The 13,565-nt window shown below is 29.8% G+C and carries 11 protein-coding genes; 7 read left to right on the forward strand and 4 right to left on the reverse strand.

The annotated features are described in order from the left end of the window. From EL235_RS04235 to EL235_RS04265, 7 genes are all read left to right on the forward strand, one after another. Positions 1-1,227, forward strand: coding sequence for a sensor histidine kinase (locus tag EL235_RS04235; RefSeq protein WP_232017376.1), 1,227 nt, complete (start codon positions 1-3; stop codon positions 1,225-1,227). 78 nt (positions 1,228-1,305) lie between these two features. Further along, positions 1,306-1,800: a non-heme ferritin gene (ftnA, locus tag EL235_RS04240; protein WP_126340873.1), complete on the forward strand. Its 495-nt coding sequence runs from the start codon at positions 1,306-1,308 to the stop codon at positions 1,798-1,800. A gap of 106 nt (positions 1,801-1,906) precedes the next feature. Further along, entirely contained in the window at positions 1,907-2,542 is a 636-nt protein-coding gene (locus tag EL235_RS04245) for a S24 family peptidase (RefSeq protein ID WP_039626133.1), read from the forward strand. A 170-nt stretch (positions 2,543-2,712) separates the two neighbouring features. Beyond that, on the forward strand, positions 2,713-4,647 hold the full coding sequence (locus EL235_RS04250) for a multiheme c-type cytochrome (RefSeq protein ID WP_232017377.1): 1,935 nt from the start codon (positions 2,713-2,715) through the stop codon (positions 4,645-4,647). A 45-nt stretch (positions 4,648-4,692) separates the two neighbouring features. Beyond that, a complete protein-coding gene (locus EL235_RS04255; protein WP_126340874.1) occupies positions 4,693-6,759 on the forward strand; it encodes a rhodanese-like domain-containing protein in 2,067 nt (688 codons plus the stop codon). A 62-nt stretch (positions 6,760-6,821) separates the two neighbouring features. Beyond that, positions 6,822-7,421: a SoxW family protein gene (locus EL235_RS04260; protein WP_039626137.1), complete on the forward strand. Its 600-nt coding sequence runs from the start codon at positions 6,822-6,824 to the stop codon at positions 7,419-7,421. A 14-nt stretch (positions 7,422-7,435) separates the two neighbouring features. Further along, entirely contained in the window at positions 7,436-10,135 is a 2,700-nt protein-coding gene (locus EL235_RS04265) for a cytochrome c biogenesis protein (protein WP_126340875.1), read from the forward strand. A 1-nt stretch (position 10,136) separates the two neighbouring features. Here the strand turns inward: EL235_RS04265 and EL235_RS04270 are convergent, their stop codons facing one another. Genes EL235_RS04270 through EL235_RS04285 form a run of 4 tightly spaced genes read right to left on the reverse strand, consistent with a single transcriptional unit; the run spans position 10,137 to position 13,483 of the window. Further along, the gene (locus tag EL235_RS04270; protein ID WP_052243278.1) at positions 10,137-10,361 is read right to left on the reverse strand and encodes a hypothetical protein; all 225 of its coding nucleotides are present in this window, start codon (positions 10,359-10,361) and stop codon (positions 10,137-10,139) included. Further along, positions 10,354-11,313: a UDP-3-O-(3-hydroxymyristoyl)glucosamine N-acyltransferase gene (lpxD, locus tag EL235_RS04275; RefSeq protein WP_039626143.1), complete on the reverse strand. Its 960-nt coding sequence runs from the start codon at positions 11,311-11,313 to the stop codon at positions 10,354-10,356. The genes EL235_RS04270 and lpxD overlap by 8 nt, the downstream gene beginning before the upstream one ends. Further along, positions 11,310-11,777, reverse strand: coding sequence for an acetolactate synthase small subunit (gene ilvN, locus EL235_RS04280; RefSeq protein ID WP_039626144.1), 468 nt, complete (start codon positions 11,775-11,777; stop codon positions 11,310-11,312). The genes lpxD and ilvN overlap by 4 nt, the downstream gene beginning before the upstream one ends. Next, positions 11,774-13,483, reverse strand: a complete 1,710-nt coding sequence (locus EL235_RS04285) for an acetolactate synthase large subunit (RefSeq protein ID WP_126340876.1) — start codon at positions 13,481-13,483, stop codon at positions 11,774-11,776. Before EL235_RS04285 ends, ilvN begins: the two co-directional genes overlap by 4 nt. Positions 13,484-13,565: the final 82 nt, after the last annotated feature.

Below are 13,565 nucleotides of genomic sequence, written 5' to 3' on the forward strand. Positions count from 1 at the left end.
TTGTTTTATTTTTTCAATGAAAGCTATATCAATACTACGGTAAAAAACACTTATGAACAAAAACTAAAAACACTTAATGATGTTTTACAATTTCAGTTATTAGATACACTAAATTCCAATAATATCAAGCAATTTGCTCAAAATACCAGAGCAGATTTTATCATCAAACAAGATGATGATATTTTTTCATCATTAAAAGATTATTCTTATTTTCTAAATCATTTTAAGTCTAATTTTACCCATGATTTTTATAAGCAAAAAGAAATTTATTTTAAAGCTTATACCTATAAAAACTATCAATACATCATCATTGTATATCCTAAAATACACTCTTTGGTGCAAAATTTTTGGATTAAAAATATTATTATTTTTTCTTTCTTTTTGCTTGTACTTGTTATGTTTTATTTTGTTGTGTTTAATTTTTTTAAAAATTATTTTCAAGAATTATTATTGTTTGTTAAAAGTATCAAATCAAATACTAATTTCATTTTAAAATATAATTTCGTTTATGAATTAAAAAATTTAAATTTACGCTTATTGAAAATTAAAAAATTACTCATCAAGCAAGAATTAAAAAACAAAAAACAAGCTAAAAAAATTCAAACTAAAAATACTCAACTTAGTAATGTAATCAGCGCTATATCACATGAACTTAAAAACCCTATAAGCGTTATAGATTTGAGCTTGCAATCTTTAAAAGAAGCTAATGATGAAAATATGAAATTATTTTTACTTGAAAAAATTCACAAACAAAGCGTAAAAATCAACCAACTAACACACAAACTCAATTTTGTTTTTAATCTTAATTTTAATTCTTTAAATTTAGAAAAATTCGACTTATGTGCTTTAAGTAAAAATTTATTAGAAAGTTTTAGAGATGATAGGTTGAAAATTCAAGGCCAAATAAGCTTTATCAAAGCGGATAAATTTCTCATAGAGCAAGTTATCATTAATCTAATAGACAATGCCCTAAAATACAGTAAAAAAGAGGTGCTGATCATTGTAGAAAATCAAAATTTTACTATCATAGATCAAGGCATAGGCATAGAAGAAAAATACCTTAAATTTATAACAAAAAAATTCTACAAAGCAAACTCAACACAAAACAACTCTTTTGGACTAGGATTGTTTTTAGTTAAAAAAATACTCACTTTACACAAAAGTTCTTTAAAAATTCAATCTAGCCCACAAAAAGGTAGTGTTTTTTCTTTTGGTATTAATTTGTGATTTGTATAAATATACATATTAATGTATTTTTAATATAGTTCCAATTAATATAACAAAAATAATTTACAAGGAGAAAAAATGCTTTCTAGAGAAGTAGTGGCTTTATTAAATGAGCAAATTAACAAAGAAATGTATGCAGCAAATTTGTATTTAAGCATGAGTTCATGGTGCTATGAGCATAGCTTTGATGGTGCTGGGGCTTTTTTGTTTGAACATGCAAGAGAAGAAAGCGATCATGCAAGAAAACTCATCACTTATTTAAATGAAACTGATTCTAAAGTAGAATTAAAAGAAGTTAAAAAACCTAATAGTGAATTTAAATCATTACTTGATGTATTTGAAAAAACTTTCGAGCATGAGCAAAGTATCACTGCTTCTATTAATAATCTTGTAGATTTTATGCTTTCAAGTAAAGATTATTCTACCTTTAACTTCTTACAATGGTATGTAAGCGAACAACACGAAGAAGAAGCACTTTTTAGAGGTATAGTAGATAAAATCAAACTCATAAGCGATAATGGCAATGGCTTATACATGGTAGATCAATACATCAAAAGCTTAATTAATAAATAATTTTTTAGCTTCCATGAATTTGGAAGCTAAATATCTTTTAATTTAAAAGAATTCTTGCAAAATAAAAGTAAATTTGCTAAAATACTTTTTATTTAAAAGGATTTTTATGCAAATGAATGAAATTGCCGATAAACTTAAATTTATACTCCAAAAAGAAGGTATAAAAAACGCTAAAGATTCTGACGTAGCTAAAATGCTAAATATTAACCCAGATACCTTTTATAGTATGAAATTTAGAAATTCCATACCTTATAAACAAATACTTCATTTTTTAAATGAAAGAAACATCAACATCAATGCATTTTTTTATGAAGATTCTCTTGAGAGCAATACTCCATCGCTTGATCTAAACTATAATGTTTTAAAATATTATGATGTTAATGCTTCTATGGGAGGTGGAGCTTTAAATGATAATGTAAGTTTTTCAGAAGTGATTATAGATGAAAAGCTAAGTGATTTTTTTGGCTCTAAAGATTGCGATATTATCCCTTGTATAGGTGATAGCATGGAACCTGAAATCAAAGATGATTCTTTATGCTTAGTAGATAAAAGCAAAAGCTTTAAAGAAGGTGGAGTTTTTGCAGTAAATACTCGAGATGGTTTGTTTATCAAACAAATTTTTAAAAGCAATAAAGGCGGAGTTTATTTGCATTCATTTAATCTTAGTTATGCTGATGTTCATTATCATAATGGAGATTTTTTAATTGTTGGTAAAGTAGTTGGAACTATAAGTCGAATTTAATAATTATTATATTTTTTTAGCTAATTAAGAAAAATTATTAATATTATTAACTAATTATTAATAACATAAGCTTTTTTTTATAAAAAAAAGTTCATAATTATACTTTAAAAGTTAATAGATAGAAAATAAGAGAGTTTTTATCTGTTAATATTTCACAGGAAAGGGAAGTTATGAAACACAAATTGGCTAAAATTGCTACATATGCGTGTTTGGCTTTAGGGGTTGGTTTAGCTACTCAATCATTTGCATCTTCAGAACCGAGAACTCTTGATGGTTATGTCAGTCAAGAAGATGCTTTTTTTGATTATCTTTACAAAAATCATCCTATTTTCAAATATGAAAAAGAAGGACGCTTGGTGGGTAAATTTACCCATAGTGATAGAATGGAAAACTGGGTTGAGAATCAAAATGGACCTAAGTTTGCTAAGGAGCATGGTTTAAAACAAGCTTCTATTACCTATCGTCTACCTTATGAGTCTTTTTTGGACTTTCCAAATAAATTTGTTGGTCCAAAAAAATGCGGTGAATGCCACCCTGCTCAGTATGCTTCTTGGGAACGTTCTCGCCACGCAAAAACCGTACGTTTTCCACATGAAATGGAAGAAGTTGGAGGAGCTGATGGCTTAAAAAAACCTATGTATAATTCTCAAGCTACTATTTTACCTGATGGAATTTATCCAAATGATGTTTATGCTCTCATTGGAACACCAAGAACAAAATATGGTTTTATAGATAAATGGCTTGTGCGTGGAACTTATCATGTTGAAGATGGAAATTTAAGTGACTTAACTGGTAAATTAACTGCTGGTGGTAACCAATTTTCAAGACTTTGGAGTGAGTTTTTAACTCCTGAAATGGCACAAAAAATAGCTGCTTTTGCTCCGGGATTTCCAACAAAAATGGAAGATTTTGGTGGAAATGGATCACAAGTTTGGGGAACAAACTCTTATGCTGCTACATACAAAGAAAAAGCTGTATTTCAACCCGCAACAGCATATTGTGAAACTTGCCATACTTTCAAATTTGACTTTAAAAGCAAAGATGAATTTTATAAAGCTTTAGGCAATCCTCAAGAGCTTCAAAAACATACTATTTCAAAAGGTATTACTTGTGAAGAGTGTCACGGAGCTGGAGCTCACCTTTATGGTGCAAGAGGTGCTGGTATGCCATCAAATTGCGAAAGATGTCATCAAAGATTTTCTTATAACGAAACTGATGCAAAAATCAATCCTAGAAAACCTTTCAATGCGTATTTTAAATCAAGCTGTCCAGCATGTGGAACTGAGGGGGCTCAAATGTATTCTTCAGCACACTATGATAAAGGTATGAGATGTAATACTTGCCATGATCCACATGAAGTTACTTTTAATGATTGGAAAAGTGGATATACAAAAACCAAACTAAAAAAAACTTGTAAAGATTGCCACGAGACACAAGCAAGTTTCTTTAAAAAAGGCGGAATTCATGCAAAAGATAACTGTACAGCTTGCCATATGCCGAATATGATGAGTTGTGAAAATTTTGGTGCTGTTCAAAATCCAGATAAAGGTGGTTTTGATAATGTTAGAGCTTCTCATATTTGGAATATTAAAGTAGATAAAACTGCTAAAACTCTTAATCCACCAGAAGGCAAAGAAAGATCACCTAAAGTTGGAGGATGGACTATTGCTAGAGATGATGAAGGTAAATTCTTCCTTGACTTAATGTGGAGTTGTGGTAGAACAAGTTTTAGTGATATCAACTTAATGGGACCAGGAGCCAGTGGATGTCATAGTGCAGTTCAATCAACATTGCCTGAGAAACTACATTTTACAAATCAAGAAATGATTTATGATAAAGTAATGGAATGGCAAAATCCTGTTAAAGAAGGTTATGAAAAAATTAGAAAAGGTATCGCAGATATTGATAAGACATTTGCTGAAAAAACAAAACTTTCAGTAGAGCAAAAATCAAGAGTTTTAAATCTTACTAATCAAGCTCAAGCTATAGCAGATAGATTAGCAAAAGATGGATCTTGGGGTGTTCACGGACCTGCTTATTCTAAAAAAATCATAGAAGAAGCTTTAATTTATATCCAAGAAGCACAAAACATCCTAGGTAAATAAAAATAGGAAGAATTTTTATTCTTCCTTGTAAATAAGGAGTTGGTCTTGAAAAATTTAATCACTAGACTTTTTATTGTTCTTTTTACTCTTTTTACACCATCAGGATTTTTATTTGCTGAAGCTAATGGAGAAATTGGGTCAATAGAAGGTGTTAAAACAATTAGTTTAGCTCAAGCTCAAGATATGCTTGATCAAAACAATACTTATTTTTTCGATGTAAATTCAGAGCAAGATAGACAAGCTAATGGATATATACCTAATTCTATATCAACTTATGTAGAAAATTGGGAAAGTTTGCTACCTAGTGACAAAAATGCAAATTTAGTATTTTATGGCTTAAATCGTTTTAGATTTGAAGCTTCACAAGCAGCAGCAGTAGCCATAGAGCTTGGCTATAAAAATTCAGTTGTTATGCTTGATGGTATAGAATCATGGGCAACATCTGGAAGAAAAGTGGAAAAAATAAACACTGTAAAATGGGAAAAAGCTAAAGATGTGATAGAATTTAAAGATACTATCCATTCAAGGTTTAAATTTAGTGATACTCCATCTTGCCGTGATTGTCATGCTCAAAAAGGTAAAGGTATTAGAGCAGATATTGCTGCGAGTAAAAATTTAATTAATCAAAAATGTGCCACATGTCATGAAAAAGCAAGCAGTGCTTTAGCAAAAAGTGCGCATGGAATTGAAAATTTCTTGCCTGCTCAAAATGGAGAAAAGAAAAAAGAAAAGCCATCTTGTGCAACTTGTCACTCAGTGCATGTAACACCAAAGCATTCAGGAATTTTTTCTCAAAAACAACTAGTAGATCAAAAATGCGCACAATGTCATAAACAAAAAACTCAAACTTTCCATATGACTTTTCATGGTAAAGGCATGGTTTTAAGCACTCCAGGTGAAACTCCAAGCGTTGCTACATGTTCTGATTGTCATGGCAAGCATAATATTTTAAAATCTAGCGAAAGAAATTCAACACTTTCACCAATCAATCGCGTTGAAACCTGCAAATCATGTCACCCAAATTCTAATGAAAATTTTGCAAATTGGATGGCACATGCTGATCATAGTGATGGAGAAAATTATCCAGGATTACACGGAGCTTATATTTTTATGACAGCTTTGGTGATTTCTGTATTTGTATTTTTTGGAGCTCATACCATACTTTGGTGTTTGCGTTTAATAGCTATGCGTGTAAAATATCCTAAAGAATGGAAAGAAGCAAGAAAAGCAGCACATGAAGATAAAATCAAAGTAAGAAGATTTAGTACTTTCCATAGAATTCAACACTTCTTTATGGCAACTAGCTTTTTGGGTCTTGCATTTTCAGGATTACCACAAAAATTCTATGATGCACCTTGGGCTAAACCTATGATTGATTTAATGGGTGGTGATATTATTAATGCAGCTACTATTCACCATATATCTGCTATTATAATGTTTGCAGTATTTTTCTCACATATTGGTGAAATTATTATTGTAAATTGGAAACGTCGTGATGTAGCAAGAGATCCTGTCACCGGAAAACTAAGCTTTATGAAAGTATTAAAAGCTACTTTTGGTCCTGATTCTTTAATGCCTAATTTACAAGATCTTAGAGATATGAAAGATCATTTTAAATGGTTCTTTGGTTTTGGTCCAAGACCTCAATTTGATCGTTGGACTTATTGGGAAAAATTTGATTATTTGGCAGTATTTTGGGGTATGTTTATTATTGGTATTTCAGGGCTTATTTTATGGTTTCCTGCTTTCTTTGGTAAATTTTTACCAGGTGAGGCAATCAACTTAGCAACTCTGCTCCATTCCGATGAAGCTTTACTTGCAACAGGGTTTATTTTTGCTATTCACTTCTTTAATACTCATTTTAGAGCAGATCGCTTCCCTATGGATATGGTGATTTTCTCAGGAAGTATTAGCGAAGAAGAAATCAAACAAGAAAGAAGCGTATGGTATAAACGCTTAAAAGAAAGTGGAAAATTAAGCAGTTTATATGAAAATAAAAGTAACTTCAAAACATACCAATGGTTGGCAAAACTTGCAGGATTTGCAATGTTAATCACTGGTTTGGTATTTTTATTTTTAATGCTTTATACTTTCTTTAACACCATCTTATAACCTTATTCGCTATAATAGCGAATAAGGACTTTTTTATCCTGAATATTTTTAAGGATTTTATAATGTTTAAAACAATATTCTTGTTTAGTATTTTAAGTATTTTTTTCATAGCTTGTTCTAATGAAGAAAAAATTGATTCTAATTTAATCTCAAATGGCACTCAATATACAAAAGAAAATTCACAAAAAGCAAATGATTTAGACAAAAAATCTTATGAAGAAATAGCTCATTTATTTAAAGATAATACAAATATAAAAAGTAATAATAAAAATATTTTAATTATCTTTAGTGCAAACCACTGCTTATACTGTGATAAATTAAAAGAAGAAATCAAAAACAATAAAAAATTACAAGAACTTATAAAAGATGAATATAGTTCTTATTATATTAATATAAGTTATAAAAAAATTCATACATTTTATAAAAACCATAAAAGTGATTTAAGCACTAATGAACTCTCAAATATTTACAATATAGTAGCCACACCTACTATAATAATACTTAATGAAAAATATCAAACATTATTCAACTATCCTGGATTTATTAGCGCTAAAAGACTTAGCGCTACAATGGAGTTTTTAAATCAAAAGGAAAATCAAGATTTAGATGAGCAAACAATAGGACAAAAACTCATCCATTATTATAAAGAAAATAATATTTAGTAAAAAGGATATTGATGCGTTATTTTTTTTCTTTTGCAATGAGTTTTTTATTAATGAGTATATATGTTATAGCTTGTGCTGTAGCAACTTTCATAGAAAATGATTTTGGTATTAGTGCTGCTAAAGCTTTGATTTACAACAATGCATGGTTTGATATGCTACATTTATTATTAGGTTTAAATTTGATCGGAGTAATATTATATAATAAACTTCTTCAAAAGAAAAAATATTCAATTTTACTCTTACATTTATCATTTATAGTGATTTTAATAGGTGCTGGACTTACTAGATATTTTGGTTTAGAAGGCGGTATGCATATTAGAGAAGGAGGAATTTCTAATACTATAGTTACTAGGGAAGAATTTATAAAAATAATAGATTTTGATACAAATTCAAGTTTAGAATTTCCTATTAGCTTCACACCACTTACTCAAAAACATTTTGAAAAAATCATTGATTTAAGCGACCAAAAACTAACTATAAGCTCTACTGGCTATACCCCACAAAAAGACTCTATTACTCCTGCTAGCTTAGAATTAAATATCCATTATAAAAATACAAATAAACATATAGTTTTAAATCCAAATTTCACCGGCAAAGAAATAATGCAATTTAATATACAAGGTAAAAATTTTGGTATCAACTGGGGGCCAAGAGAAATTAAGCTTCCTTTTGCATTACTTTTAGAAGATTTTATACTAGAACGCTATTTAGGTTCTATGAGTCCATCTTCTTATACTTCAAAAATTCAAATCATAGATGAGCAAAATAATATTAAATTAGATTATGATATTTTTATGAATAATGTTCTTGATTATGGCGGGTATAGATTTTTTCAAAGTTCTTATGATCAAGATGAGCAAGGCACTATACTTTCAGTCAATAAAGATCCTGGTAAAATCCCTACTTATATAGGTTATACATTATTGATTTTAGGATTTTTATGGGTTTTATTTGACAAAAACTCAAGATTTCATCGTTTAAGCATTTATTTAAAAAAAGGTCAAAGTTTTGTATTGTTTATTTTGCTTTTTGCAAATTTACAAACTCCACTTTTTGCACAAGAAAATAAAAATGAAATTTTAAATTTAATCTCGAATTTGCAAAAGAATTCCTATGAGCATTCTTTAAATTTTGCAAGATTACTTGCGCAAGATCATAATGGTAGAATCAAACCTTTAGATACTTTGGCAATGGAATTTGTTTATAAAATCACTCAAAAAGAAAAATTTTTAAATCTTCACTATGATCAAATTTTTCTAGCAATGATGATTTATCCTAAAGAATTTAGAAAAATCAAAATGATAGCTACAAAAACAAGCAAGCTAAGAGAATTAATAGGCACAGATATAAATGAAAAATACATAGCATTTGATGATGTGTTTGATAATGGGGTATATAAGCTTAGTAATTATGTAGAGGAAGCTAACCGCAAAAAGCCCTCGCTAAGAACTAGCTTTGATAAAGATTTGCTAGCTTTAGATGAAAAAATAAATCATGCATATTATATTTATAGTGGTCAAGCTTTAACTATTTTTCCTGATATTAATGAGCAAAGTTTAAAATGGTACTCACCGGTACAAATTTTACCTTTTGCAAAAGAAGATGTAGAACGTTTGCAAATGCTTTTAGTTAGCTATTTTTTACAAGTTCGCAATGGTATTGAAAATAATCAATGGCAAGATGCAAATGAAATTTTACAATCTTTAAAAGACTTTCAAAATCATTATGGAAGCAATGTTTTACCGCCAAAAGAAAGATTAGATCTTGAAATATTGCTTAATCATTATAATATCTTTGATAATCTAACTTTTGTTTATATTAGCTTTGCATTAGTATTTTTCTTCTTAAGTTTTTATACTATATTAAAAAATATTTCTTTATCTGCCTTTGTATATAGATTTTTTTACATCATTTTAAGCATATGTGTAATCATACATGCACTAGCTTTAATCATTCGTTGGTATGTAGGTGGACACGCTCCTTGGAGTAATGCTTATGAAAGTATGATTTATATAGCTTTTGCTTGCGCGATAAGTGCTGTGATATTTTTTAGAAAATCTCTTTTAGCTCTATGTGGCGCGAGCTTTTTAGCAGGTATTTCACTTTTTGTAGCTCATCTTGGATTCATGGATCCTCAAATTGGAAATTTAGTACCTGTCTTAAAATCTTATTGGCTTAATATTCACGTGTCTATTATAACGGCAAGCTATGGATTTTTAGCACTATGTTTTATTATAGGTATTTTAAGTTTAATTCTTTTTGCTTTAAGGGGTAAAAATAAAAATATAGATTCAAATATCATCAAACTACACTGCGTTAATGAAATGTCTATGATAATAGGACTTGCAACGCTTACAATAGGAAATTTTTTAGGCGGAGTTTGGGCCAATGAAAGCTGGGGAAGGTATTGGGGTTGGGATCCAAAAGAAACTTGGGCTTTGATTTCTATTGTAGTTTATACTATGGTATTACACTTAAGATTTATTTTTAAAACTTATTTTATTTTTGTTTTTACAAGTGCTAGTGTTTTAGCCTTTTATAGCATATTAATGACTTATTTTGGAGTAAATTTTTATCTCTCTGGGCTTCATTCTTATGCAAATGGTGATGCTTTTCCTATACCAACTTTTGTGTATGTTTTGATTGTGCTTAATTTTGTTTTAATTATAAGTGCAGGGAGAAAACGAGATTTAAATACGCCTAGTTTTTAAACTAGGCTTTGCTTTTTTCTATTTCTTGAAGTGCTAGAATAAGATCTTTTAAATTTTCATAAGGAATATGAACTTTCCAATCTATCCCATTTTCCTTTTTTAATGCCACACCTATACTTAACACATCATTACTTCCTATACCATAAGGATTAGAAAGATTACAAAGGCTTATTTCTCCACTTTTACTACCATGTAATTCTATAGTTTTAAATATTTTTTTACTCATGTTTATCCCTAAAAGCTGTGATAATTTTTGCTTGAAATTTCAACCAATCTTTTTGAAGCATAATAGGAAAACCACCATAAACCCTAGCACCTTCTAAATTTTTAGTAACTCCACCTCTTGCGGCTATGGTAGCAAAATCTCCTATTTCTAAATGTCCACTTGTAGCGCTTTGTCCACCCATAGTAACATTTTTACCCAAAATACTCGAACCTGAAATTCCACTTTGAGCTACTATAAGACAATTTTCCCCTACTTCGCAATTATGCCCTACTTGAACAAGATTATCAATCTTTGTGCCTTGCTTTATGATAGTACTTTCAAAAACCGCTCTATCAATAGTCGTACAAGCTCCAACTTCTACAAAATCTTCTAAAATAACATTGCCATTATGATAAATCTTATAATGCTCGCCATTTTTTGTATGCGCATAACCAAAGCCATCACTACCTATAACACAATTTGCTAGCAAATGACATTTTTTACCTATTTTAGTGTCATTATAAATCACAACATTTGGATGAATTATAGTATATTCACCTATACTTACATTATCACCTATATAAGCACCTGCCATTATCACTACATGATCAGCTATTTGAACATTTTCGCCTATATAAACATTTGGCATAATCTTGGCACTTTTGGCGATTTTAGAATTTTTCTTTTCACTAGAGATTAAAGGTTTTGCAAAAAGCTTACTTAAAAGCGCAAAAGATAAATGTGGGTTATCAACGACTAGCTTAATGCAATCTTTTGAAACTAAATTTTCAAATTCTTTTGAGATCAATATAGCCCCAGCTCCACTGCTTGCTATTTTTTTAGAGTTTTTTTCTCCATCACAATAACTAAGTTCGGTAAAGCTTGCGTTATTCAAAGAATTTAAAGCTGTAATTTCTATATCTTCTCCACAATATTCTATACCCAAAAATTTAGCAATTTCACTAATTTTCATTTTACCTCCATTAAAATAGAACCACTTCTAACTACACTAATAGGATTATACTTTTTCATAGTTTTTAAAAAGTTATCGATATTTTTTGCATCATCACTTGCCATTACTATGATAAACTCATCATCACTATAAGTTACACTGCCATTATAAGCTTTTAATATAGCATCTAAGCCTGCAAAATTTTCATTTAAAGCAATCTTTACTAAAGCTGTTTCTTTTTCTATAAAATCACTAGAATCAATTACCTTATAAGTAGGTATGAGTTTATGAAGTTGTTTTATGATTTGCTCGAAAACTTTTTCATCGCCTAAAGTAACGATATTTATCCTTGAGAATTCTTTATCATCAAGTGGTGCAACAGTAAGAGATTCTATATTATAACCACGCCCCGAAAAAAGCCCAACAACGCGTGATAATACCCCATGCTCATTTAATACAATGACAGAAATTACTCTTCTTTTCATTTTTTATCCTTGTTTTTATAGCTAGGTAAAATCATGTTATAAATAGCTCCACCTGCAGGCACCATAGGTAATACATCTTCATAACGATCTATAGCCACATTTAAAATGTAAGTTTTTTTAGATTCTAAGGCTGCTTTGAAAGCTTTTTGAAATTCTTCTTTGTTAAAGACATTACAACCCTCGCAATGAAAACCTTTAGCAATAGTAATAAAATCAGGTTGACTTGTTAAATCTGTATTAGAAAATCTTTCTTTATAAAACATACTTTGCCATTGTCTTACCATGCCTAAAAAAGAATTATTTAAAATGATATTAATCACTTTAATTCCATAAGCACTTGCTGTCATTAGCTCTTGTATATTCATTAAAAAAGAACCATCGCCTACGAAATTTACCACCACTTCTTTACCCACAGCTAATTTAGCTCCAAGCGCAGCTGGTAAAGAATAACCCATAGTTCCTTGTCCACCGCTTGTTGCAAGTTGTCTTGCATAATTAAAAGGATAAAATTGCGCTACCCACATTTGATGCTGCCCTACATCGGTAATTATTCTTGCATCAGGAGCTAATCTAGCACATTCTTCTATAACCCATTGAGGTTTTAAAACTTCATCACTATCTTCATAGATTAAAGGATATAACTGTTGATATCTTTGTAAAGTTTTAAACCATTCTTGGTATTTTGTATTATCAAAACTTTCTTTTTTTAATTCTTCTAAGGTATCTAAAATAACACTTTTAATATCCCCAACTATAGGAAAATGTGCTTCGATGATTTTAGAAATAGAGCTTGGATCTATATCAATATGAACGATTTTTGCACCCTTGGCAAACTCACTTGTTTTACCGGTAATCCTATCATCAAACCTAGCACCCACAGCAATGAGTAAATCACACTCACTTAAAGCAATATTTGCACAATAACTCCCATGCATACCTGCCATTTTTAAATTAAGCTCATCATCACTTCTTAAAGTTCCTAAAGCCATCAAGGTTTCAACTGCAGGAATTTGACAAAAATGAATTAATTCTCTTAATTCATCACTAGCATTAGAAGCTATACAACCTCCACCTAGGTAAAATAAAGGTTTTTGAGCATTTTTAATCAAACTTACTAATTTTTTAATTTGCTTGATATTTCCTTTATAAGTTGGCTTATAAGTTTTCATAGAAATTTCTTTAGGATAATGCCATTTACCTATAGCTGCAGTAACATCTTTAGGTATATCAATATGCACAGGCCCTTTTCTACCTGTTGTAGCAATATAAAAAGCTTCTTTTAAAATTTTAGGTAATTCTTTGATATTTTTTACTAAATAATTATGCTTTACACAAGGCCTTGAAATACCTATAGCATCGATTTCTTGAAAGGCATCAGTTCCTATTAAAGAATTTGCAACTTGAGCTGAAATTAAAACCAAAGGTATAGAGTCACTATAAGCAGTAGCTAAACCTGTAACTGTATTAGTAAAACCAGGTCCACTTGTAACTACTGCCACACCAACCTCACCACTCATTCTAGCATAAGCATCAGCACTATGCAAGGCTGCTTGCTCGTGTCTAACTAAGATATGTTTAAAATGAGTTTGCTTATAAATTTCATCATAAATATTTAAAGCCGCACCACCAGGATAACCAAAAACTACTTTAACATTTTCTTCTTTTAATGCTTCACAAATCATTTGCGAGCCATTTAGCTCTTTCATTATTTTACCTTTTTGCTTAAAATGGAAAATATTATAACGATAATTTAATAAATATTATTTTATAAGGAGAGTTTCTTGAAAA

This window comes from Campylobacter lari (genome assembly GCF_900638335.1).
Taxonomy (GTDB): domain Bacteria; phylum Campylobacterota; class Campylobacteria; order Campylobacterales; family Campylobacteraceae; genus Campylobacter_D; species Campylobacter_D lari_E.

Coding starts and splice junctions, on each gene's coding strand:
- EL235_RS04250 (WP_232017377.1), top strand. CDS start 2,713: ATGAAACACAAATTGGCTAAAATTGCTACATATGCGTGTTTGGCTTTA.
- EL235_RS04270 (WP_052243278.1), bottom strand. CDS start 10,361: ATGAGTAAAAAAATATTTAAAACTATAGAATTACATGGTAGTAAAAGT.
- EL235_RS04265 (WP_126340875.1), top strand. CDS start 7,436: ATGCGTTATTTTTTTTCTTTTGCAATGAGTTTTTTATTAATGAGTATA.
- EL235_RS04260 (WP_039626137.1), top strand. CDS start 6,822: ATGTTTAAAACAATATTCTTGTTTAGTATTTTAAGTATTTTTTTCATA.
- ftnA (WP_126340873.1), top strand. CDS start 1,306: ATGCTTTCTAGAGAAGTAGTGGCTTTATTAAATGAGCAAATTAACAAA.
- EL235_RS04245 (WP_039626133.1), top strand. CDS start 1,907: ATGCAAATGAATGAAATTGCCGATAAACTTAAATTTATACTCCAAAAA.
- EL235_RS04285 (WP_126340876.1), bottom strand. CDS start 13,483: ATGAAAGAGCTAAATGGCTCGCAAATGATTTGTGAAGCATTAAAAGAA.
- ilvN (WP_039626144.1), bottom strand. CDS start 11,777: ATGAAAAGAAGAGTAATTTCTGTCATTGTATTAAATGAGCATGGGGTA.
- lpxD (WP_039626143.1), bottom strand. CDS start 11,313: ATGAAAATTAGTGAAATTGCTAAATTTTTGGGTATAGAATATTGTGGA.